This is a genomic window from Streptomyces sp. NPDC024017, from assembly GCF_040638895.1.
Taxonomy (GTDB): Bacteria; Actinomycetota; Actinomycetes; order Streptomycetales; family Streptomycetaceae; genus Streptomyces.
Genome location: NZ_JBEZYZ010000028.1, coordinates 22,645 through 44,104, shown reverse-complemented (window position 1 = coordinate 44,104; position 21,460 = coordinate 22,645). Strand labels below are relative to the sequence as shown.

19 protein-coding genes are annotated in these 21,460 nt (G+C 72.3%); 10 read left to right on the top strand and 9 right to left on the bottom strand.

Translation table 11 applies throughout. The annotated features are described in order from the left end of the window. Positions 1-153: 153 nt before the first annotated feature. Positions 154-1,269, bottom strand: a complete 1,116-nt coding sequence (locus AB0G20_RS39455) for a winged helix DNA-binding domain-containing protein (RefSeq protein WP_361311709.1) — start codon at positions 1,267-1,269, stop codon at positions 154-156. Positions 1,270-1,582: 313 nt separating this feature from the next. Here AB0G20_RS39455 and AB0G20_RS39450 point away from each other — a divergent pair, with 313 nt between their 5' ends. Continuing rightward, on the top strand, positions 1,583-2,149 hold the full coding sequence (locus tag AB0G20_RS39450; RefSeq protein ID WP_361311706.1) for an isochorismatase family cysteine hydrolase: 567 nt from the start codon (positions 1,583-1,585) through the stop codon (positions 2,147-2,149). Between the two features lie 21 nt (positions 2,150-2,170). Here AB0G20_RS39450 and AB0G20_RS39445 read toward each other — a convergent pair whose 3' ends face one another. Both AB0G20_RS39445 and AB0G20_RS39440 read right to left on the bottom strand, forming a co-directional pair. Then, positions 2,171-3,538, bottom strand: coding sequence for a DUF1996 domain-containing protein (locus AB0G20_RS39445; protein ID WP_361311703.1), 1,368 nt, complete (start codon positions 3,536-3,538; stop codon positions 2,171-2,173). 141 nt (positions 3,539-3,679) lie between these two features. Then, positions 3,680-4,411, bottom strand: coding sequence for a flavodoxin family protein (locus tag AB0G20_RS39440; protein ID WP_361311699.1), 732 nt, complete (start codon positions 4,409-4,411; stop codon positions 3,680-3,682). A gap of 125 nt (positions 4,412-4,536) precedes the next feature. On the opposite strand from AB0G20_RS39440, the gene AB0G20_RS39435 reads away from it, so the two are divergent. Continuing rightward, complete coding sequence (locus AB0G20_RS39435; RefSeq protein WP_361311696.1) at positions 4,537-5,538, top strand: NAD-dependent epimerase/dehydratase family protein; 1,002 nt, start codon at positions 4,537-4,539, stop codon at positions 5,536-5,538. Positions 5,539-5,593: 55 nt separating this feature from the next. Here the strand turns inward: AB0G20_RS39435 and AB0G20_RS39430 are convergent, their stop codons facing one another. Then, positions 5,594-6,706: a HAMP domain-containing sensor histidine kinase gene (locus AB0G20_RS39430; protein WP_361311694.1), complete on the bottom strand. Its 1,113-nt coding sequence runs from the start codon at positions 6,704-6,706 to the stop codon at positions 5,594-5,596. Further along, positions 6,703-7,434: a response regulator transcription factor gene (locus tag AB0G20_RS39425; RefSeq protein ID WP_361311691.1), complete on the bottom strand. Its 732-nt coding sequence runs from the start codon at positions 7,432-7,434 to the stop codon at positions 6,703-6,705. Before AB0G20_RS39425 ends, AB0G20_RS39430 begins: the two co-directional genes overlap by 4 nt. Before the next feature lie 125 nt (positions 7,435-7,559). Between AB0G20_RS39425 and AB0G20_RS39420 the strand changes: the two genes are divergently transcribed. The 3 genes from AB0G20_RS39420 to AB0G20_RS39410 are packed head-to-tail and all read left to right on the top strand — an operon-like array spanning position 7,560 to position 9,651. Next, complete coding sequence (locus AB0G20_RS39420; protein WP_361311689.1) at positions 7,560-8,252, top strand: glycosyltransferase family 2 protein; 693 nt, start codon at positions 7,560-7,562, stop codon at positions 8,250-8,252. Continuing rightward, positions 8,249-8,902 (top strand): DUF2064 domain-containing protein, encoded by a 654-nt coding sequence (locus tag AB0G20_RS39415; protein WP_361311687.1) that lies wholly within the window; start codon positions 8,249-8,251, stop codon positions 8,900-8,902. Before AB0G20_RS39420 ends, AB0G20_RS39415 begins: the two co-directional genes overlap by 4 nt. Further along, complete coding sequence (locus AB0G20_RS39410) at positions 8,899-9,651, top strand: class I SAM-dependent methyltransferase (RefSeq protein ID WP_361311685.1); 753 nt, start codon at positions 8,899-8,901, stop codon at positions 9,649-9,651. Before AB0G20_RS39415 ends, AB0G20_RS39410 begins: the two co-directional genes overlap by 4 nt. Before the next feature lie 313 nt (positions 9,652-9,964). Here the strand turns inward: AB0G20_RS39410 and AB0G20_RS39405 are convergent, their stop codons facing one another. Then, complete coding sequence (locus AB0G20_RS39405) at positions 9,965-11,206, bottom strand: molybdopterin-dependent oxidoreductase (RefSeq protein WP_361311683.1); 1,242 nt, start codon at positions 11,204-11,206, stop codon at positions 9,965-9,967. 116 nt (positions 11,207-11,322) lie between these two features. On the opposite strand from AB0G20_RS39405, the gene AB0G20_RS39400 reads away from it, so the two are divergent. Next, complete coding sequence (locus AB0G20_RS39400) at positions 11,323-12,696, top strand: hypothetical protein (RefSeq protein ID WP_361311721.1); 1,374 nt, start codon at positions 11,323-11,325, stop codon at positions 12,694-12,696. Between the two features lie 31 nt (positions 12,697-12,727). On the opposite strand, the gene AB0G20_RS39395 is transcribed toward AB0G20_RS39400, so the two are convergent. Both AB0G20_RS39395 and AB0G20_RS39390 read right to left on the bottom strand, forming a co-directional pair. Beyond that, positions 12,728-13,183 (bottom strand): ATP-binding protein, encoded by a 456-nt coding sequence (locus tag AB0G20_RS39395; protein ID WP_361311680.1) that lies wholly within the window; start codon positions 13,181-13,183, stop codon positions 12,728-12,730. 180 nt (positions 13,184-13,363) lie between these two features. Continuing rightward, complete coding sequence (locus AB0G20_RS39390) at positions 13,364-13,729, bottom strand: hypothetical protein (RefSeq protein WP_361311678.1); 366 nt, start codon at positions 13,727-13,729, stop codon at positions 13,364-13,366. A gap of 383 nt (positions 13,730-14,112) precedes the next feature. Between AB0G20_RS39390 and AB0G20_RS39385 the strand changes: the two genes are divergently transcribed. From AB0G20_RS39385 to argG, 4 genes are all read left to right on the top strand, one after another. Beyond that, positions 14,113-15,921: a methylmalonyl-CoA mutase family protein gene (locus tag AB0G20_RS39385; protein ID WP_361311675.1), complete on the top strand. Its 1,809-nt coding sequence runs from the start codon at positions 14,113-14,115 to the stop codon at positions 15,919-15,921. Beyond that, a complete protein-coding gene (gene scpA, locus AB0G20_RS39380; RefSeq protein ID WP_361311672.1) occupies positions 15,921-18,113 on the top strand; it encodes a methylmalonyl-CoA mutase in 2,193 nt (730 codons plus the stop codon). The genes AB0G20_RS39385 and scpA overlap by 1 nt, the downstream gene beginning before the upstream one ends. Then, positions 18,110-19,105 carry a methylmalonyl Co-A mutase-associated GTPase MeaB gene (gene meaB / locus AB0G20_RS39375; protein ID WP_361311670.1) on the top strand — a complete coding sequence of 332 codons (996 nt, stop codon included), beginning with the start codon at positions 18,110-18,112 and terminating at the stop codon, positions 19,103-19,105. The genes scpA and meaB overlap by 4 nt, the downstream gene beginning before the upstream one ends. 73 nt (positions 19,106-19,178) lie before the next feature. Beyond that, positions 19,179-20,633 (top strand): argininosuccinate synthase, encoded by a 1,455-nt coding sequence (gene argG, locus AB0G20_RS39370; RefSeq protein ID WP_361311668.1) that lies wholly within the window; start codon positions 19,179-19,181, stop codon positions 20,631-20,633. Between the two features lie 73 nt (positions 20,634-20,706). Here the strand turns inward: argG and AB0G20_RS39365 are convergent, their stop codons facing one another. After that, a complete protein-coding gene (locus AB0G20_RS39365; RefSeq protein WP_361311666.1) occupies positions 20,707-21,393 on the bottom strand; it encodes a hypothetical protein in 687 nt (228 codons plus the stop codon). Positions 21,394-21,460: the final 67 nt, after the last annotated feature.

Here is a 21,460-nt window from a genome sequence, read left to right as displayed (position 1 = left end):
GCCCCAGCACCAGCTGCGCCGCCCCCACCGCCACGGCCCCGTCTCCCCCGGCCGCGACGCGCACCGGTACGGCGTCCTGGCCCGTTCGGCGGGCCTCCACGAGCGGCCCGCAACGCCCCCTCTCCACTGTCCGGCCCCCGCACGCCGCCCCGGTCAGGTGCGTACGGCGCCGAACCGGATGTCGTACGACGACTGCGGGTGCATGACGCGCAGCATCCGCTCCCCCTCGGCGGTGACCTCGTCCCGCTGGGCCCGGGTGAGGCGGTCGAAGGGCTCGATCACGAGCGCGTCCTCCCCGAGCCGCCACAGCCCCGCGAGGAACCCGTCGACGAGGAGCGTGCAATAGGCCACGTTCCCGTTCCACGAGCGGCCCCGGTGCTCGGGCGGGACGACGCGGGTGCGGTCGGCGTGCGAGAGCAGCAGGTTGTCGAACTCGGGGAGGAAGCGCGGCGGCGCCGGGGTGTCCGGGTCGGGGCGCGGGGCGTCCGGGAGGTCGAAGAGTTCGACGCCGACGGCGTCCCGGAAGGTCACGAGTTGCGGGCGGAGGCGTTCGAAGGCGTCGCGCAGGCGGGTCATTCCGGCCCAGGTCTGCATGTCCTTCACGGAGGCCGGGCCGAAGGCGGCGAGATAGCGCAGGACGACCGCGTCGGGCGTCGGGGCCGGTTCCGCCGGCCGGCCGAGCCACTTTTCGGCGGTGGTGAGACTGACCTGCCCGCTCTGCCCCCACAGACCGCGCGGCGTCACCTGCACGAGCGGGAGCCGGCAGCGGGCGGCGACGGCCAGGGCCTGCGGATCGGCGTCGGGCCACTCCTGGAGCAGGGCCTCGCGCAGTTGCCTCATGGTGCGGGGCTCGGCCTCGACGAGGTCGCGGGCGAGCCCGGCGAGCCGGTCCAGGTCGACACCGGCGAGCCCTTTGCGGAAGGTGACGAGCTCCCGGTCCCGGGCGGGCTGCACCAGCGGCCGCAGGGTCAGGCAGTCGTCCGCGGTGTGGGTGTGGATCGTGGAGCGCATCGTGACGATCCGAACGGCCTCGCGGTCCGCCATCGGCCGGGACAGCGCCTCGGGGGTGAACCCGTCGAGCCGGGCGGCGAGCGCGTAGTACGGAGGCTTGACGTTCTGCGCCTGGAGCCCGAGCAGGTGCTCGACGGCCGCCGTGACGGAGAGCCGGGCGGGACGCAGGAGCAGCTGCCGGTCGAGGGTCGCGCGGTTGAGGGCACGCGTGCCGAGCAGGGGTGCCGTGCCGGTGACGCTCCGCTTGGTGTTCGTCATGTGCAGCACGGTAGCCGGGCTTGCGGACAGCTTCTGGCCGCGACTGCGGGCGTGGACGAGCGGGGGATCCGTTCTCGCACGCCGGGTGTTCCGCTCCTGTTCCGCTGCGTCCGCCGAGCACCGAGTCCATTCGTCATCACGGACTGTCGACGTCCGGGCAGGTTGTTAGGCCCGCCGCGCCACCGGGTACTCAGCGGACATTCCCGGAACCCGCCCCACACGCTCCACTCGGGAGATCCGATGCTCCGACGTCCACCGCGACCAGAACCCGCCGCATCCGATGAGTGACAGCACCGGACGGACGGCACAGGTCATGGAACGACGGGCAGATCCGACGCGGTCGGCTCTGATCGTGATCGACATGATCAACACCTACGACCACGAGGACGCCGAGCTCCTCGTGCCGTCCGTCGAGCAGGTCGTGCCCCACGTGACGGAGCTGCTCGGCCGAGCCCGCGAGGCGGACGCTCCCGTGATCTACGTGAACGACAACTTCGGACTGTGGCGCTCGCACCACGGAGAACTGCTGGACGCGGCGCTGAGCCGGCCGCACTCCCATCTGATCGAGCCGATCCGGCCCGACGACCACTCGCTCTTCGTGCTGAAGGCCCGCCATTCGGTCTTCTTCGAGACGCCCCTGTCCTACCTCCTGTGGAGTCTGGACGTCGGACACGTGGTCCTGACCGGCCAGGTCACCGAGCAGTGCGTCCTCTACTCCGCCCTGGATGCGCACATCCGCCACCTGGAGGTGACGGTGCCGAAGGACGCCGTCGCCTCCATCCATCCCCACCTGGCGTCCGCGGCTCTGGAAATGATGGAGCGCAACATGGGCGCCCGGATCGTCGCGGCGAAGGAGACCGACTTCGACGCCCTCACCTGACCAAGGTCAGAGAATCTGCCCTCAGCCGCAGCGGCGGCCGGAGTTGATGCAGCTGACGGCCTTCTTCATGAGCCGGTCGGGCATCGCGTTGATGAAGTCGCCGTGGTCGGTGATGGGCTTGTGCAGCGACTCGGGGAAGCTGTCCACGGCGAAGGAGGTGCTGCCGGCCAGGCCGCTGTAGGTGAGGCGCTGCACCAGTTGCGGGACCGCTTTGAATCCGGCCGGGCACGTGCCCCGGGCGTCGGCGAAGGCGACATGGCTGCGGTGGTCGGCGCTGTCGGTGTTCCTGCCGTCCCAGCAGCTCTGGAACCGCTCCGTGCGGACCACCTCGCTGCCGGCCGGGCAGATCGGGTACTTGTCCTTGAGCTGGACGCGGTTCTCGAAGCCGGTGCAGGACCAGGCCGCGTTGGCGTTGGCGCCGCCGTTCGCGTTGGCCTTGGCGTCACCGGTGATGATGCGCAGGAAACGCGGCATGGCGACCACCTTGGTGGCGGGGCTGCCGACGAAGGTGAGGCTCGCGGACGTGGGGGTGAGGATCTTGCCGACGTTGCCCTCGGCTCCACCGCCGGGCTTGCCCGCGTCGGCTTCCTCGACTCCGCCGCGGTCGCGCAGCACCGGCCAGTAGTAGGTCGACCGGTCGCCGTTGCTGCACGTGGTGTCCGCCGCGGCGAGCGTGTCGTCGGTCGTGAAGGCGTCCACGCCGATGGCGCCGACGTAGTCGTGGGTGTGGTGGGCCCCGTTGCCCACCCCCGGGGCGACGATCACGTTGTCGGAGTTGTGCCGGCCTTCCGCGTTGACACCGCAGCGGGTCTTGAAGGCGCCCTTGGAGGCGTTGCGGTTGTTGCGGGGCGGGGCGGGCACGTTGGGGGCGACCTTGGTGATGTCCACGAAGTCCTCGGGCACCGGGCCGTTGCCGGCGGCCGGGGACGGGCTCGCTCCCTGCCCCTGGCCCGCGCCGGCCAGCGTGCACGCGGCCAGGTCGCCCAGGCCCTGCGGCCGGGGTGCGCCCGTGCGGCTGATCGCGATGGCGATGCGGTCGACGGTGGCGGTCCGCTTGTCCTTGAGGGGGCCGAGGATGGCGTTCCGCACGAAGTCCGGACCGCCCTGACCGCGCGTGGCGGCCAGCCGGTTACCGGCCTCGGTGATCTGGGACTGCAGCAGTCGCAGGTTGCGGTCGACCTCAGCACGCGCCTGCCGGGGTACGTCCGGCAGCCGGTCGGCCACGGAGGGGCAGGAGATGGGTGAGGCCGCGCGGGTGGTGGCACGAGGGGCATCGGTCGCGTTGGCCTGCATGGTGACCAGCGCGAGTCCGACACCGCCCGCGGCCAGCCCGGCGACCAGGACGATCGCGTTGCGACGCCTTCGGTTGCGCCTGTGTCCCTGGTTCATGGTGGCCCTTCCGTTCGTCTGTCACCTGTGTCAGGTGTGTCAGGTGTGACCACCGTGGCCGCTGGGACGCAGAGTCGACCACTGATTCCGCCCGGCGTCACCGTCGCGTAAGAACTGGCACGTCCGCGCCGGCCCCTCCGGTCAGCGGTGCTCGGGGTTGTCCGCACCGGGGCGGCACCCGGCGTCCCACTGCGAGCGCTGGTTGCCGTGGGCGGGGACCCCTCCGGCGCGCTTCAGCAGGGCTGCGAGGTGCATCAGATTCCAGGTCATGAAGCTGGTGTTGCGGTTGGTGAAGTCGTTCTCCGGGCCGCCCGAGTCCGGGTCCAGATACGACGGTCCGGGGCCGGCCGCGCCGATCCAGCCGGCGTCCGCCTGGGGCGGGATCGTGTAGCCGAGGTGCTGGAGGCTGTAGAGGACGTTCATCGCGCAGTGCTTGATGCCGTCCTCGTTGCCGGTGATGAGACAGCCGCCGACACGGCCGTAGTAGGCGTACTGCCCTTGGGAGTTGAGCAGCGAGGAGCAGGCGTAGAGGCGCTCGATGACCTGCTTGGTGACGGAGCTGTTGTCGCCCAGCCAGATGGGGCCGGCCAGGACCAGGATGTCCGCGGCCATGACCTTGTCGTACAGCGCCGGCCAGGCGTCCGTGGTGAAGCCGTGCTCGGTCATGTCCGGGTAGACGCCGGGTGCGATGTCGTGGTCGACGGCGCGGATCAGCTCCGTGGTCACCCCGGCGCTGTCCATGATCGACCGGCTCCTGTCGATCAGGCCCTGGGTGTGACTGCGCTGCGGGGACGGTTTGAGGGTGCAGTTGATGTAGAGGGCGGTCAGGTCGTCGAAGCGGTGGGCCGCATCAGATGCGGAGGGGGCTGTCATGGGGGCAGGGTCTCGCGCCGGGCCCGTTTTGTTGCGGTTCGGCGCACCCGCGCCCGTCTTACGGAGTCATGACGTACCGGCCGTGCTCCCCCGGTGCGGCGCCGGTGTGCGCCTAGCGTGCCCGTATGCGCGTACTGGTCACCGGCGGTGCCGGGTTCATCGGGTCCCATGTGGTCGCCACCCTGCGGGAGCGGGGGCACGAGGCGATCGTGTTCGACGTGCGGGAGGATCCCGCGGCCGACGTACGGGACCCCACAGCGGTGGGCCGAGCCCTGGCCGGTGTGGAGGCCGTGTGCCACCAGGCCGCGATGGTCGGGCTCGGCTACGGGGTCGCCGACGCGGCGGACTACGTCTCCCACAACGACCTGGGGACGGCCGTGCTGCTCGCGGCCATGGCGGAGGCCGGGGTACGGACCCTCGTACTCGCCGGGTCGATGGTCGTCTACGGGGAGGGACGGTACGCGTGTGCGCGGCACGGGGTGGTGCGGCCCGGGCCGCGGGCCGTGGCCGATCTCGACGCGGGCCGGTTCGAGCCCGCGTGCCCGGTGTGCGGGGAGGACCTCTCCCCCGGGCTGGTCGGCGAGGACGCCCCGGCCGATCCGCGCAACGTGTACGCGACGACCAAGCTCGCCCAGGAGCATCTGGCCGCCGCCTGGGCCCGCTGTACCGGCGGGTCTGCGGTGTCGCTGCGCTACCACAACGTGTACGGGCCCGGCATGCCCCGGGACACCCCCTACGCCGGTGTCGCCTCCTTCTTCCGCTCGGCGCTCGCCCGGGGCGAGGCCCCGCGGGTGTTCGAGGACGGGCGGCAGCGCAGGGACTTCGTGCACGTCCGGGACGTGGCCGAGGCTAATGCGGTGGCGCTGGAGGCGGCGGCCGCCCCGGGTGTGCTCACTGCGTACAACACCGGCAGCGGCGACCCGCACACCGTCGGGGAGATGGCCCGTGCGCTGGCCGCCGCGTACGGCGGGCCCGAGCCGGTCGTCACGGGTGAGTACCGGCTCGGGGACGTACGGCACATCACCGCCGACTCCGCGCGGCTGCGGGACGGGCTGGGCTGGAAGCCGGGAGTCGGGTTCCAGGAGGGCATGACGGAGTTCGCGCGAGCCGGGATGCGGGACGCGTAGGAGCTGTCCCACCCCCCGGGGTCCGCTCGCGAAAGACCGGTGGTGCTGCCCGTGTTCACGAAGCGGCGGCGGGCAGCACCACCTCGAAACGGCAGCCTCCGGGGATGTTCCGTACGCCGGCCCGGCCCTGGTGCGCCTCCACGATCCCCCGGACGATGGCGAGGCCCAGGCCCGCGCCCGCTGGGGGCGTCCGGGCGTGCGTGCCGCGCCAGCCGGTGTCGAAGACGCGCGGCAGGTCCTCCTCGGGGATGCCACCGCAGCCGTCCGTCACCGACAGCACGACGCCCTCGGCGGAACGCTCGGCCGCGATCGCGACCGTGCCGTCGGCCGGGGTCCGGCGGATGGCGTTGACCAGCAGGTTGCCCAGTACGCGGCTCATCTCCTTGCCGTCCACCTCCACCGGCACCGGCTCGATACGCCCGCCCACCAGCCGCACCCCGTGCTCCCGGGCGAGCGGGTCGGCTCCCGCCAGCGCGTCGCCGACCAGGTCGTACAGCGAGATCCGGCTGGGGGCGAGGGCGAGCGCGCCGGCGTGGATGCGGGAGAGCTCGAAGAGGTCGCCGACCATGTCGTTGAGGCGCTCGACCTCGGTACGGATCTGCCTCAGATAGCGGCCGGGGTCGGCGGCGACACCGTCCTCCAGGGCCTCCGACATGGCGCGCAGACCGGCCAGCGGGGTGCGCAGGTCGTGTGAGATCCAGGCGACGAGTTCACGCCGGGAGGTCTCCAACGCGCGTTCCCGCTCCCGGGATTCGGCGAGTCTGGCGCTGGTGGCGGCCAGCTCGCGGCTCAGGTGGTCCAGTTCGGCGGTCGTCGGGCCGACGGGGGCGGCGAAATCTCCGCCGTCGCCGAAGGAGCGTGCGGCCACGGCGAGTTCGCGGCTGCGGGCGACGACCCAGCGGCCCAGCAGCAGCGCGGTGGCCAGGGAGACGACGGCCGCCATGGCGACGACGGTCGTGACGACGGTCAGGTCGTGCGGCGACAGGAACATGGCCCAGGCGACGGCGAGCGTGCCCGCGAGCATCGCGACGACGCCGACCGTCGCGACCACGGCGAGCGAGGCGGTGAGCGAGCGGCGCCGGATCAGGCGCAGTGCGCCGGCTCCGGCCAGGCCGGTGGCCGCGGCACCCGCGAAGGCGTACAGGGCGATGAGGAGGGTGTCGTTCACGATCCGGCGTCCTCTCCCGTAGGTTCGAAGCGGTAGCCAACGCCCCACACGGTCTGGATCAGGCGGGGCCGGGCCGGGTCGTCCTCGACCTTGCCGCGCAGGCGGCGGACGTGGACCGTGACGGTCGACAGGTCGCCGAAGTCCCATCCCCAGACCTCGCGCATCAGGTCCTCGCGGCCGAACGCCCGCCCCGGGTGCCGCAGGAAGAAGGAGAGCAGGTCGAACTCGCGGAGGGTGAGGGCGAGTTCGGTGCCGTTCTTGGTGGCCCGGCGGGCCGCGGGTTCGACGGTCAGACCGGCCGCACCCAGCCGGCCCCCCGTGGTGGCGGGGCGGCTGCGGCGCAGCACCGACTCGACGCGCAGGACGAGTTCGCGAGGGCTGAAGGGCTTGGTGACGTAGTCGTCGGCGCCCACCTCCAGGCCCAGGATGCGGTCCTCCTCGTCGCCGCGTGCGGTGAGCATGATGACGGGCACGGGGCCGTGGCCGCGGATCCGCCGGCACACTTCCAGTCCGTCCATGCCGGGCAGCATGAGGTCGAGCACGACCAGGTCCGGCCGGTGCGCGGCGGCGCGGGTGAGGGCGGTGGGGCCGTCGTCGGCGCGGTCGACGGCGTAACCGGCGCGGTCCAGATACCCGGCGACGACCTCGGCGACGGTCGGATCGTCGTCCACGACCAGGATCCGGGGGGACCCGTCCGCGGTTCTGAGGGGCTCGTACGGCTGCTGCATGCCTCCAGCCTGGCACCGCGCCGCCGCCGGCGGGGGTCCCGGCACCGCCCTGGCCTCCGACGTCCGCGTTTCGTAAGGAGCGATGGCCCGGTATGTCTGATTCGCGTTCGTAGGGTGAACCCGTGATGACGACACCTTCGGACGTCGACGTGGTGCTGCCCTGCCTGAACGAGGCCGAGGCCCTTCCCTGGGTCCTCGAACGGATCCCGCCGGGCTGGCGCGCACTCGTCGTCGACAACGGTTCCACGGATGGCTCGGCTCAAGTCGCCCGCGCGTGGGGCGCGACCGTGGTGCACGAGCCGCGGCGGGGCTTCGGCGCCGCCTGCCACGCCGGGCTGACGGCCGCCACCGCCGACGTGGTGTGCTTCTGCGACTGCGACGCCTCCCTCGACCCGGGGCTCCTGGTCCCCTTCGTGCGCGAGGTGCGCGACGGGACGGCCGACCTGGTGCTCGGGCGGCGCCGTCCGCAGGGGCGAGGCGCCTGGCCGCCGCATGCGCGGGCCGGCAATCTCGCGCTCGCGCGGATGCTGCGCCGCCGCACCGGCCTGCGCCTGCACGACCTCGGTCCCCTGCGCGCCGCCCGCCGTGAGCCGCTGCTCGCCCTCGGCCTCAGCGACCGGCGCAGCGGCTACCCGCTCCAGATGGTCGTCCGCGCGGCCGACGCGGGGTGGCGGATCGCCGAGCACGACGTGCCGTATCTGCCGCGCACCGGGGCCTCGAAGGTGACCGGCACATGGCGCGGTACCTGGCAGGCCGTACGGGACATGAGCCGCGTGCTGGCCGAGACGCCCGCGCATGAAGGGGGCACCCTCCGTTGACCACCCTCCTCGTCATCGCCAAGGAGCCGCGACCGGGGCGGGTGAAGACGCGGCTCACGCCGCCGTTCACACCCCGGCAGGCGGCCGAACTGGCCGAGGCAGCCCTCGCGGACACGCTGCACGCCGTCGCCGCCACGCCCGCCACCCGGCGCGTCCTCGTGCTCGACGGTGCCCCCGGCCCCTGGTTGCCGCCCGGTTTCGACGTCCTGGCGCAGTGCGCGGGCGGTCTGGACGAGCGGCTGGCGCAGGCCTTCGCGCGCTGCGCCGGCCCGGCCCTGCTCATCGGCATGGACACCCCGCAGGTGACCCCGGAGCTGCTCACCGTGGACTTCGCCGACTGCGACGCCTGGTTCGGCCCGGCGGAGGACGGCGGTTTCTGGGCCCTCGGCCTGGCCTGTCCGGACCCCGCTCTGCTGCGGGGCGTGCCCATGTCGACGCCGGTGACGGGTGCCGTGCAGCGGGAGCGGCTGGTCGCCGCGGGGCTGCGCGTGCGCGACCTGCCGCGGCTGCGGGACGTCGACACCGCCGCCGACGCCCACGCGGTCGCAGCGCTCGCCCCGCGAGGGCGCTTCGCGGCCCGGCTGGTCCGCTGTACGGCGGCCGGGGGGCCTGTCGCCGAGCCGGTATCGCGCCCCGCGGGTCCCCGATGAGCGCCCCACCGGCCACCGCCGTGGCCTGGGCCGCCGCCGGCCCCTACGACGCCGCCCTGCGCGCCGGCCGCGGCCCCCTGTTCCTGCGGCGCACCGACGGCTGGCTGCTGCCGCTGGAGGTGGAACGCTGGTGCGCCCGGGCCGACGCGGTCGACCGGGACGTGCTCGACCGGTGCGAGGGGACCGTGCTGGACGTCGGGTGCGGGCCCGGGCGGCTCGTGGCGGAACTGGCCGCCCGGGGGCGGGCCTCCCTCGGGATCGACGTCAGCGAGGCCGCCGTGGAGCACACCGTCCGGCTCGGGGGCCAGGCGCTGCGGCGGTCCGTCTTCGAGCACCTGCCCGGCGAGGGCCGCTGGGAGACCGTGCTGCTCATGGACGGCAACATCGGCATCGGCGGCGACCCGCGGGCCCTGCTGGAGCGGGTCGCCTCGCTCCTGCGCCCCGGCGGTCTGCTGATCGCCGAGACCGCCCCCGCGGACGTCGACGAACGCGTGCGCGTCCACATCACCGACGCCCGCACCTCCGCGGGCGCCCCCTTCCCGTGGGCCCGGCTCGGCACCCGCGCGCTGCTCGGGTACGCACAGGGCACCTGGGAGCAGGCCGGTCAGTGGACGGCCGGCGGACGGCGCTTCGCCGCCCTGCGCAGCCGCAGCGCCAGCAGCAGCGCAGAGCCTGCGAAGAGGACCGCGGTGATCAGCAGCCAGCGCGCGAGGAACACGTCCGCCGGCAGGCCGGTGCCGGACCGGTAGCGCTCCTCGACCATGCCGCTGATCAGCGGGAACCACACGAGGAGCAGCAGCCCGGAGAGGGCCGCCGGTACGCGCACGTACATCGCCCACCGCCGGCGGCGGACCGCGCCGAGCCCCCGTACCACCGCCCGGTCCGCCGCCGCGTACAGCGGCAGCAGCACGAGGTCGTGCAGCAGCGCCGCGCCCACGACCCACAGCGCCACGCCGAACCAGTCGCCGGCGAGCAGGCGCACCCCCGCGTAGGCCGCGAGGGCGAACGAGCAGGACAGCAGCAGGAGTTGCAGGGGGCTGCCGATGACGAAGCGTCCTCGCATCACAGGTCTCCGAACGTCATCCGGGCCACCCACTTGGTGTTCAGCACACCGGGCGCCGCGGGCACGATGATCCGCGCCGGGTAGCCGTGGTCGGGGGACAGTTCCTCGCCGTTGACGTACAGGGCGAGGAGGGAGCGGGGGTCGGCCACCTGGTTGGCGCGCAGGGCGGCCTTCCGGAAGGCTCCGTGCCGCTGGAGGGACTCGACGAACACGTCCGGCGGATCGTCCTCGTACCCGACGAGGGCCGCGAGGTCGCGCAGCCGCACTCCGCGCCACCACAGGTCCGGTGTGGACCAGCCCTCCACGCAGGCGATGGGCAACGCCGAGCTGTGCTGGGGCAGTTCGGCGAGCTGGGTGCGGCTGAGACGGATGGTGCCGGTACGCCCCGTCACGACGAGCCGCCACGCGTCCTCGGCCGCTTCCGCCGGGTCGATCCGCGCGTACGCGGCGGTCTTGTTGATCTGGAAGCCGTTCGGGCCGCTGCCGGGTTCCCCGCCGCCGTGCGGGGCGAGGAGGGCGGTGCGCCGCAGCGGGCCGCCGAAGTTCTGCCCCACGGTCGTGGCGAACAGCAGCAGCGAGCCGCCCCCGACGAACCACAGGGCGCCCCGCCGGGTGATGGTCGGCTCGGCGGGGCGCGGGGACACCAGGTCGTTCTTCTCCTCCCGCAGCTGCCGCAGATTGCGCAGTGCCGTGGGCGCCTTCAGCAGCGCGTGGGCCACGAAGGCCGCGAAGAACACCCAGGCGCCGTAGAAGTGCAGGGGGTAGAACGAGCCCGGGAAGACGTAGTCGAGCTGGACGTTGAGGACGCCGGTCACGAACTCGAACAGCCCGCCGCCGACCAGCAGCAGCAGCGAGACCCGCTCCAGGGCGTGCGCGAGCGAGCGGGCCGGCGGCAGGGCGAACAGCCTCGGCACCACGGACCACAGCTTGGCGAGCAGGACGGGGATCAGGGTGATGCCGAGGGTGACGTGGACGCCCTGGTTCAGCCGGTACAGCCAGTGCGGGTTCGTCGGCCAGGCGAAGAGGTAGAAGCCGAGGAGCCCCTTGTCCGGGGTCTTGTCGTTGACCGGCGACAGGTCCGGGTTGTAGGCGGCGTACGAGAGGAGTCCCGTCACGAACAGCACCGTGATGCCGGCGAGCAGGACGAGGCCCAGCACCGAGGTGAACCAGGGGCCGCGCAGGGGACTGCGCCAGAAGCCGGGGGACGTGGGGAGCCGCGGATCGCGTGGATCGTCTCGCATGAGCCGACGGTAGGCCGCGAGCACCCCGCGAAAGGGTGCGCGACCCATGACGAAACGCTGACATCGGGCCCGGTCGGCGGTCCACGACCGGCCGGGCGGCCTAGCGTGCCGGTGTGATCCGCACCCTGCCCGCCCCGGCACAGACCCACGAGTCCGAGCCCCCCGGCCGTCTGCGCCGCGACCTCTGCGCCGCCGGGGTCGCCGCGCTGCTCGTGACGGCGTCCGTCCTGGTCGGCGGCCACATCCAGGAGACCAGCCGCACGCTGTTCGTGAATTGGCCGCCGCTGCTGGCGTCCTGGAGGCCGCATCTGGGTCCCGGTACCCCGGCGGCCGTCCTGGTGGCGATCGTCACCGTCACCCACGGCCCCGCCCTGGCAGCCCGTCTCCCCTGGCGTGCCCTGCTCCCGGCCGCCTGGGGCACGGCCATGACGTGGATCCTCTCCCTCGCCCTGGTCGACGGCTGGGACCGGGGCATCGCCCACCGGCTCACCACCCGCCACGAGTACCTCCAGGTCATCGACCGCTTCCACGACATCCCGGCAGCGCTGCGGGACTTCACCCAGCACATCCTGCTCGACTCCCCCGACAACTGGCCCGCCCACATCGCCGGGCACCCGCCCGCCGCCACCCTCACCTTCGTGCTGCTCGACCGGATCGGGCTGCGGGGCGGGGGCTGGGCCGGGATGTGGTGCATCACCGTCGGGGCGACCGCCTGCGTGGCCGTACTGGTCACGATCCGCGCCCTCGCCGACGAGGCACTCGCCCGCCGGGCGGCCCCCTTCCTGGTCCTGGCCCCGGCGGCCGTGTGGATGGGCACCTCGGCGGACGCGTACTTCGCGGCCGTGGCGGCGTGGGCGGTGGCACTGCTCGCTCTGGCGGTCACCCGGGGGTCCCTGGGATGGGCGGGCGCCTCCGGGCTGCTGTTCGGCCTGACCTGCTACCTGTCGTACGGCCTCACGCTCGTCGCGCTGATCGCGGCGGCGGTCCTGGTGCTCGGCCGCCACGGCGTCCGGGAGCGCCCGGCCCTGCCGGCGGCGCTGCTCGCCGGCTTGGCGGTGGTCCCCACGGTGTTCACGCTCGCGGGCTTCGACTGGTGGGAGGCCTACCACCTGCTGGTCACGCGCTACGCCCAGGGGGCGGGCGGCATCCGCCCCTACGGCTACTGGGTGTGGGCCAACCTGGCCTGCACGGTTCTCGTCACGGGACTGGCGACGGCGGCGGGACTGCGGCGGACCGGAGCCGTACTGGTCCGGCGTCGCACCGAGCCCCGGGCCGGCGTCCGTCTCGCGTTCCTCGTGTCCGCCGCGCTCCTCGCCCTGCTGGTCGCCGACCTGTCCGGCATGAGCAAGGCGGAGACGGAACGCATCTGGCTCCCCTTCGCCCTGTGGCTGCTCCCGGCAGGCGCGTTCCTCACCCGCCCGCGCGCCTGGCTCACCGCCCAGGCGCTGCTCGCGCTGCTCCTCAATCATCTGCTGTTCACCGGGTGGTGAGCACTGCCGGGAGAAGGTCAGGTCGTGGGCGTCAAGCGGCAGAGGTGGCGCTGACCGCCGGGCGCAGATAGGCGGTGATCTGCTTGCCGTTGCCGAGGGACGTGACGGCGACTTCGCTGCTGACCGTGTGCACCACGTGCATGCCGTGTCCGCCGAAGCGCTGCCCGTCGCGCTTTCTGACCACCGGCTGCTCGGTGGAGGTGTCCCACACGGTGATGGCCAGTCCGTCGCCGGAAAGCCGCAGGATCATCCCGCAGGGGCCGGGAGCGTGCCGGATCGCGTTGGTGACCAGTTCGCTGACGACCAGTTCGGCGTCGATCGCCAGCGGGGCCGGCACGGGGGTGCGGCCGGTACACGGTACGTGCGCCAGGAGGGCCTGCAGCGCCCGGCGCGCCTCGACGGCGCATGCTGCGCCATCGGCCCAGAACGCGCCGTAGCGCAAGCCGGTCTGCTCGTCCGCGCCCGGCTCATCTTCCGCCTGCTTCATAAGCGGGATGACCATATGGGGCTCTTTCATTGTTGTTCGTGTTGCTCAGTGGCCTTTCGGTCGTTCGTCTACCCCGGCGCCGAGCGCGCATACTGCCGACGGCCACCTTGTTGTGGTGTGCGCTGCGCCGCATGGCCCGCGGTCGAGTCGACTACGGGCCGTCGCCTGCGCATACGGCCGTCAGGCCCTGTTGATCCGGGCGGCGATTCCGTGACCGATCAGCAAATAGATGACCGCGGGAAGACCGTAATTGAGGACGACGCGCAGACTTTCTGTGTCCATGGTGAAAATGTCCTGCGCCCATCCGGAGAGCCAGTCCGCCGTTCCGTGCACGAACTCGACGAAGGCATTTCCTTGATTGGCGTCGAGGAGATAGAGCACGATCCACAACCCCAGAAGACCGGCCGCGAGGTCGGCGACCGTGCAGATCGTGAGTGCCGTGCGCCGCGCGGTCGCCTGATGGCGGGCGGTGCGGTCGGGCGGCGGCGGCTGGTCGTACGGCTGATACGCGGAGGCCGGGTCTGTGCCGTTCACGAGAAATCCCATCTGACGCATTCCTTCGTCGGCCCGTCGCCCACGCGCATGACATCGAGAGCGGGATTCGGTTTCGGCCGACCTTTTCTGCCCCCTACTGCGCCTTGCGATTGCCGCCGCGTTACACCGCGTTCCACGGAAGCGAAAATATCGCGGCCTATTCGGTCACGTACTCAAAAAGGTCACCTGCGAGGTACATTTCGGGCGACCGGGGCATGGGGGGGGCGGGCTTGGCGGCACCTTGGCGCACCGGGCCCCCGCGGGCGGGCGGATCGCTAGCATGGGCGGCGATCCCGGCCGCAGGGGCGGGGAGAGCGAGGTCACAGCCAGGGCGAGGGCAAGGTCACAGCCGTTCCCTCTGCTGCTCGTTCGTGTCCGTGACCTAGCATCCGAGCATGACGGTCCTGCCTGACGACGGGCTTGAGCTGGCCGGCGAGTTCCCTGACGTGCCCCATGAGCAGTGGCAGCGCCTTGTGGCGGGTGTGCTGCGCAAATCGGGCAAGGACGTCGAGGGGGCCGAGGCCGAGGAAGCCCTGTCCACCGCGTTGGAGGACGGGTTGCGCACCCGCCCTCTCTACACCGCCCACGAGTCCGCACCTGAGCCGGGTTTTCCTGGTTTCGCCCCCTTTGTACGTGGCGGCCGCGCCGAGGGGAACACGGTCGGCGGCTGGGACGTACGGCAACGGCACACGGCGGCCGACCGTGACGCGGTGCTCGGGGACCTGGAGAACGGCGTCACCTCCCTCTGGCTGACGGTGGGGGAAGGCGGCATCGCGGTGCCGGACCTCGGCCGGGTCCTCGACGGCGTGTACCTCGACCTGGCTCCCGTCGTCCTCGACGCGGGGCGCGATGCCGAGCCCGCCGCGCGGGAGTTGCTGCGGGTCTACGAGGAGCGGGGTGTCGCCAGGGACGCGGCGCGCGGCAACCTGGGCGCGGATCCGCTCGGGCACGAGGCCCGTACCGGGGAGCGGTGCGACACCGCACCGGCGGCGGAGCTGGCGCGACTGTGCGCCGGGGAGTACCCGGGGCTGCGGGCGCTGACCGTGGACGCGCTGCCGTATCACGAGGCCGGCGGCTCGGCCGCCCAGGAGCTGGGCAGTTCGCTGGCCACCGGGGTGGCGTACCTGCGTGAGCTGACCGGGGCCGGGCTGGACGTCGAACAGGCCTGTGCGCAGCTGGAGTTCCGGTACGCGGCGACCGCGGACCAGTTCCTGACGATCGCCAAGCTGCGGGCCGCCCGTCGGCTGTGGGCCCGGGTCGCCGAGGTCTGCGGGGCGCCGCGCGCGGGGGCGCAGCTCCAGCACGTCGTGACGTCGCCGGTGATGATGACGCGCCGCGACCCGTGGGTGAACATGCTGCGCTCGACGATCGCCACGCTGGCCGCCGGGGCGGGCGGGGCCGACGCGGTCACCGTGCTGCCCTTCGACCACGCCCTCGGCCTGCCGGACGCGTTCGCGCGGCGTATCGCCCGCAACACCTCCACGATCCTCATCGAGGAGTCGCACCTGTCCCGGGTGATCGACCCGGCGGGCGGCTCCTGGTACGTGGAGCGGCTCACCGACGAACTCGCCCACGCGGGCTGGGAGTTCTTCCAGCGGATCGAGCGGCTCGGCGGCATGCCGGCCGCCCTGCGGTCGGGCGACCTGGAGCGGGATCTCGCCGAGACCTGGCAGGCCCGCGCGGGCCTGCTGGCCAAGCGGCGCGAACCCATCACCGGTGTCAGCGAGTTCCCGTTCCTCGCGGAGAAGCCGGTCGTGCGCGAGAGCGCACCCGAGCCGCCCTCCGGCGGACTGCCGCGCGTACGCCGCGACGAGGCGTACGAGGCGCTGCGCGCCCGCTCCGACCGGCACCTCGCCGCGACCGGCTCCCGGCCCCGGATCTACCTCGCCGCGCTGGGCCCGGCCGCCGCCCACACGGCCCGCCTCACCTTCGCCTCGAACCTCTTCCAGGCCGGCGGCATCGAGCCCGTCACCGAGGGCACCTTCGAGGAGAGCGGCACGACGGAAGCCGTGCTGTGCTCCAGCGACGCGCTGTACGCGGAGCAGGCCGAGGCCACCGTCCAGACCCTGAAGGCCGCCGGTGCACGGCATGTGTTCCTCGCGGGCCGCCCCGGGGAGTACCCCGGTGTCGACGCGTACGTCTTCGCGGGCTGCGACGCCGTGGCCGTGCTGTCCGCGACCCTCGACCGCATGGGAGTGTCCTGATGTCCGCCCCTTCCGGCCCGTCCGTCCCCGACTTCTCCGGGATCGAGCTGGGCACCCCGGCCCCCGACGGCGGCGCCGACGAGTGGCGTACGGCGGTGAAGAACGCGTCCGGCGGGGACGACCTGCTCTGGGAGACCCCGGAGGGCATCGCCGTCAAGCCGCTCTACACCGGCCGTGACCTGGAGGGCCTGGACTTCCTGGACACGTACCCGGGTGCGGCGCCGTTCCTGCGCGGCCCGTACCCGACGATGTACGCCAACCAGCCCTGGACCATCCGCCAGTACGCCGGCTTCTCCACGGCCGAGGAGTCCAACGCCTTCTACCGCCGCAACCTCGCGGCCGGCCAGAAGGGCCTGTCGGTCGCCTTCGACCTGCCCACGCACCGCGGCTACGACAGCGACCACCCGCGGGTGACCGGCGATGTCGGCATGGCGGGCGTGGCGATCGACTCGATCTACGACATGCGGCAGCTGTTCGACGGGATCCCGCTGGACAAGATGACGGTGTCGATGACGATGAACGGCGCCGTGCTGCCGGTGCTGGCGCTGTACATCGTCGCCGCCGAGGAACAGGGCGTGCCGCCCGAGAAGCTGGCCGGGACCATCCAGAACGACATCCTCAAGGAGTTCATGGTCCGCAACACCTACATCTATCCGCCGAAGCCGTCGATGCGGATCATCTCCGACATCTTCGCCTTCACCTCGCAGCGGATGCCCCGGTACAACTCCATCTCCATCTCCGGTTACCACATCCAGGAGGCGGGTGCGACGGCCGACCTGGAGCTGGCGTACACGCTCGCGGACGGTGTGGAGTACATCCGCGCGGGCCGCGAAGCCGGCCTGGACGTGGACGCGTTCGCGCCGCGGCTGTCGTTCTTCTGGGCGATCGGCATGAACTTCTTCATGGAGGTCGCCAAGCTGCGGGCGGCGCGCCTGCTGTGGGCGAAGCTGGTGAAGCAGTTCGACCCGCAGAACGCCAAGTCGCTGTCCCTGCGCACCCATTCGCAGACCTCGGGCTGGTCGCTGACCGCGCAGGACGTGTTCAACAACGTGACGCGCACCTGCGTGGAGGCCATGGCGGCGACGCAGGGGCACACGCAGTCGCTGCACACCAACGCCCTCGACGAGGCGCTCGCGCTGCCCACCGACTTCTCGGCGCGCATCGCCCGCAACACGCAGCTGCTGCTCCAGCAGGAGTCCGGCACGACCCGCGTGATCGACCCGTGGGGCGGCAGCGCGTACGTGGAGAAGCTGACGTACGACCTGGCCCGGCGGGCCTGGCAGCACATCGAGGAGGTCGAGGCCGCGGGCGGCATGGCCAAGGCCATCGACGCGGGCATCCCGAAGCTGCGTATCGAGGAGGCCGCGGCCCGTACTCAGGCCCGGATCGACTCGGGCCGCCAGCCGGTCATCGGCGTCAACAAGTACCGCGTCGAGACCGACGAGCAGATCGACGTCCTGAAGGTCGACAACTCCTCCGTGCGGGCACAGCAGATCGAGAAGCTGCGGCGGCTGCGCGCGGAGCGGGACGAGCGGGCCTGCCAGGACGCGCTGGACGCGCTGACCCGGGCCGCCGGCGGCGAGGGCAACCTGCTGGAGCTGGCGGTGCACGCGGCCCGCGCGAAGGCCACCGTCGGGGAGATCTCCGACGCCCTGGAGAAGGTGTACGGCCGGCACGCGGGGCAGATCCGTACGATCTCCGGCGTGTACCGCAACGAAACCGGAGAGTCCCCGAGCGTGGACCGCACCCGCACCCTGGTGTCCGCCTTCGAGGAGGCCGAGGGCCGCCGTCCGCGCATCCTGGTCGCGAAGATGGGCCAGGACGGCCACGACCGCGGCCAGAAGGTGATCGCGACGGCCTTCGCCGACCTCGGCTTCGACGTGGACGTCGGCCCGCTGTTCCAGACGCCCGCCGAGGTGGCCCGGCAGGCCGTCGAGGCGGACGTGCACATCGTCGGTGTGTCGTCGCTGGCGGCCGGTCACCTCACCCTCGTCCCGGCGCTGCGCGAGGCGCTGGCCGAGGAGGGGCGCGAGGACATCATGATCGTGGTCGGCGGGGTGATCCCGCCGCAGGACGTGCCGACGCTGCTGGAGATGGGCGCCGCGGCCGTCTTCCCGCCCGGGACGGTGATCCCGGACGCGGCGTACGACCTGGTGCAGCGGCTGTCGGGCGACCTCGGGCACGACCTGTGATCGATGTCGACGCGTATGTGAAGGGCGTGCTCGACGGGAAGCGGGCGATCATCGCCCGTGCCATCACACTCGTCGAGTCGACGCGGCCCCAGCACCGGGTGCTGGCCCAGGAACTGCTGACCGCGTTGCTGCCGCACAGCGGCCGGGCCCGGCGGATCGGCGTCAGCGGAGTGCCGGGCGTGGGCAAGTCGACGTTCATCGACGCGTTCGGCACGCTGCTGACCTCGCTCGGACACCGGGTGGCGGTCCTGGCCGTCGACCCGTCCTCCAGCCGTACGGGCGGTTCGATCCTGGGTGACAAGACCCGGATGGAGCGCCTGGCCGTGGACCCGGCGGCGTTCGTGCGCCCCTCCCCCACGGCGGGCACGCTGGGCGGGGTCGCCAAGGCAACCCGCGAGTCGATCGTGGTGATGGAGGCGGCCGGCTACGACGTGATCCTGGTGGAGACGGTCGGCGTCGGCCAGTCCGAGACCGCGGTCGCGAACATGGTCGACACCTTCCTGCTGCTCACCCTGGCCCGCACGGGCGACCAGCTCCAGGGCATCAAGAAGGGCGTCCTGGAACTCGCCGACGTGATCGCCGTCAACAAGGCGGACGGGCCGCACGAGGGCGACGCCCGTGCCGCCGCGCGTGAGCTGTCGGGCGCGCTGCGGCTGATGCACGGAAAGGACGCGTTCTGGACGCCGCCGGTGCTGCACTGCAGCGCCCGCGAGTCGACCGGCCTCGACACCGTGTGGGAGCGCCTAGAACAGCACCGCACCCTGCTGGACTCGACCGGCCGCCTCACCGCCAAGCGCCGCGACCAGCAGGTCGACTGGACCTGGACCATGGTCCGCGACGAACTCCTCGGCCGCCTCCAGGCCGACCCGGCGGTACGGGCTCTGGCGCCCGAGCTGGAGCAGCGGGTCCGGGAGGGCGAGCTCACCCCGACGCTGGCCGCCGAGCGGATCCTCGGCGCGCTCGGCGGCGGCTCCGAGGCGGCGGGTTCCTGAACCGGAAGCAACCGGGACGGCGATTTCGCATGCCCGGCTTGCATGACTATGCAAAGTGATACATACTCTTTCTATGTCCAAGGTCCTCACCTCCCTGCCCGCCGGCGAGCGCGTCGGCATCGCCTTCTCGGGCGGTCTCGACACCTCCGTCGCGGTCGCGTGGATGCGCGACAAGGGCGCCGTCCCCTGCACCTACACCGCCGACATCGGCCAGTACGACGAGCCCGACATCGCCTCGGTGCCCGGCCGTGCCAAGACGTACGGGGCCGAGATCGCGCGCCTGGTCGACTGCCGTGCGGCGCTCGTCGAGGAGGGCCTGGCCGCACTGACCTGCGGCGCGTTCCACATCCGCTCGGGCGGGCGGGCGTACTTCAACACCACCCCGCTCGGCCGCGCCGTCACCGGCACGCTGCTGGTGCGGGCGATGCTGGAGGACGACGTCCAGATCTGGGGCGACGGCTCGACGTTCAAGGGCAACGACATCGAGCGGTTCTACCGCTACGGCCTGCTCGCCAACCCGCACCTGCGGATCTACAAGCCCTGGCTGGACGCGGCCTTCGTGACCGAGCTCGGCGGCCGCAAGGAAATGTCGGAGTGGCTGCTGGCGCACGGCCTGCCCTACCGGGACAGCACGGAGAAGGCGTACTCCACGGACGCCAACATCTGGGGCGCCACCCACGAGGCCAAGACCCTGGAGCACCTGGACACCGGCGTCGAGACCGTCGAGCCGATCATGGGCGTCCGGTTCTGGGACCCGTCGGTCGAGATCGCCGCCGAGGACGTCACGATCGGCTTCTCCGAGGGCCGCCCGGTGTCGATCGACGGCAAGGAGTTCGCCTCCCCCGTCGACCTGGTGATGGAGGCCAACGCCATCGGCGGCCGGCACGGCCTCGGCATGTCGGACCAGATCGAGAACCGGATCATCGAGGCCAAGAGCCGCGGCATCTACGAGGCCCCGGGCATGGCCCTGCTGCACGCCGCCTACGAGCGCCTCGTCAACGCGATCCACAACGAGGACACCCTCGCCCAGTACCACGCCGAGGGCCGGCGCCTCGGCCGGCTGATGTACGAGGGCCGCTGGCTGGACCCGCAGGCGCTGATGATCCGTGAGTCGCTCCAGCGCTGGGTCGGCGCCGCCGTCACCGGCGAGGTGACGCTGCGGCTGCGGCGCGGCGAGGACTACTCGATCCTCGACACCACGGGCCCGGCGTTCAGCTACCACCCGGACAAGCTGTCCATGGAGCGCACCGAGGACTCCGCGTTCGGCCCGGTGGACCGGATCGGCCAGCTCACCATGCGCAACCTCGACATCGCCGACTCCCGCGCCAAGCTGGAGCAGTACGCCGGCATGGGCCTGATCGGCACCGGCAGCCCCACCATCGGCGCCTCCCAGGCCGCCGCGACCGGGCTGATCGGCACCATGCCGGAGCTGCCGCAGGGCGGCGCCGAGGCCATCGCCTCCCGGGGCGCGGTCTCGGAGGAGGACGCGTGGCTGGACCGGGCCGCGATGGAGTCCGGCACGGACTGACCCCGGCACCGCCGCGAGGCCGGCCCGACGTGTGTCGGGCCGGCCTCGCGGCGTTCCGGATCCCGGTTCCGCTCTACCGGTCGAGGGCGGTCGCGCCTTCGGCGGACACCTCTTGCGGCAGGCATGCCTCGACCCCCAGTTCCTGCCCCATGGTGAAGGCGTCGACCCGCTCGGAGGCGCTTCCGTGGTCTCCTTCCTTCGTCCAGGGGGTCTTGTCGGCGTCGCGGACAAGGGCCGTATGCACCTCGTCGACGTCCCCCCGCTCGAAGACGACCGTTCCGTCCTGCGCGGCGCCCTCCAGTTCCGCACCGGCCAGGCAGTCCGCCTGCAATTCAGCGTCCACCGTCTGGAGTTCCGCGTCGAGGCGGTTCTGTATCGCATGACCCCACTCGTGCGCGACGACCAGGTACACGAACGCGTCTCCGTACTCGTAGCCGAAGCGCATGAGGTCGGTGTCCCAGGCGACGTAGTCCTCGTCCGTGCTGCAGTAGACGGCGTTGTCGTCGTCCAGCGGTTCCCCGTCGCAGGTAGGGACGTCGGGAGAAGCGCCGTCGTACTCGCCCAGGACAGCGGGCGGGACGTACGTCTCCGTAAAGAACTCGGACCAGTGGGCTTTCCAGTACGCGTCGACGCCCTGCACGGCTGTTTCGATGTCCTGGGTCATCTCGTCGTTCGGCGCGGCGAAGGCGTAACCACCCGAAACGGCCAGTAGAGCAGCGGTCAGTCCCGCGCACACTCGCATCCGATGCCGATGGGCCATGGTTGACTCCGCAACATGACGATGTCGCAACGCGGCTGCGTCAGTTCGTGCCTGCCGGGCGTTGCCG

Bases quoted from the DNA above. Each gene is read 5' to 3' on its own strand.
- AB0G20_RS39420 (WP_361311689.1), top strand. From the start codon at position 7,560: ATGACGACACCTTCGGACGTCGACGTGGTGCTGCCCTGCCTGAACGAG.
- AB0G20_RS39425 (WP_361311691.1), bottom strand. From the start codon at position 7,434: ATGCAGCAGCCGTACGAGCCCCTCAGAACCGCGGACGGGTCCCCCCGG.
- AB0G20_RS39410 (WP_361311685.1), top strand. From the start codon at position 8,899: ATGAGCGCCCCACCGGCCACCGCCGTGGCCTGGGCCGCCGCCGGCCCC.
- AB0G20_RS39390 (WP_361311678.1), bottom strand. From the start codon at position 13,729: ATGGGATTTCTCGTGAACGGCACAGACCCGGCCTCCGCGTATCAGCCG.
- AB0G20_RS39450 (WP_361311706.1), top strand. From the start codon at position 1,583: ATGGAACGACGGGCAGATCCGACGCGGTCGGCTCTGATCGTGATCGAC.
- scpA (WP_361311672.1), top strand. From the start codon at position 15,921: ATGTCCGCCCCTTCCGGCCCGTCCGTCCCCGACTTCTCCGGGATCGAG.
- AB0G20_RS39395 (WP_361311680.1), bottom strand. From the start codon at position 13,183: ATGAAGCAGGCGGAAGATGAGCCGGGCGCGGACGAGCAGACCGGCTTG.
- AB0G20_RS39405 (WP_361311683.1), bottom strand. From the start codon at position 11,206: ATGCGAGACGATCCACGCGATCCGCGGCTCCCCACGTCCCCCGGCTTC.
- AB0G20_RS39385 (WP_361311675.1), top strand. From the start codon at position 14,113: ATGACGGTCCTGCCTGACGACGGGCTTGAGCTGGCCGGCGAGTTCCCT.
- AB0G20_RS39435 (WP_361311696.1), top strand. From the start codon at position 4,537: ATGCGCGTACTGGTCACCGGCGGTGCCGGGTTCATCGGGTCCCATGTG.
- AB0G20_RS39445 (WP_361311703.1), bottom strand. From the start codon at position 3,538: ATGAACCAGGGACACAGGCGCAACCGAAGGCGTCGCAACGCGATCGTC.
- AB0G20_RS39455 (WP_361311709.1), bottom strand. From the start codon at position 1,269: ATGACGAACACCAAGCGGAGCGTCACCGGCACGGCACCCCTGCTCGGC.
- AB0G20_RS39365 (WP_361311666.1), bottom strand. From the start codon at position 21,393: ATGGCCCATCGGCATCGGATGCGAGTGTGCGCGGGACTGACCGCTGCT.
- AB0G20_RS39440 (WP_361311699.1), bottom strand. From the start codon at position 4,411: ATGACAGCCCCCTCCGCATCTGATGCGGCCCACCGCTTCGACGACCTG.
- argG (WP_361311668.1), top strand. From the start codon at position 19,179: ATGTCCAAGGTCCTCACCTCCCTGCCCGCCGGCGAGCGCGTCGGCATC.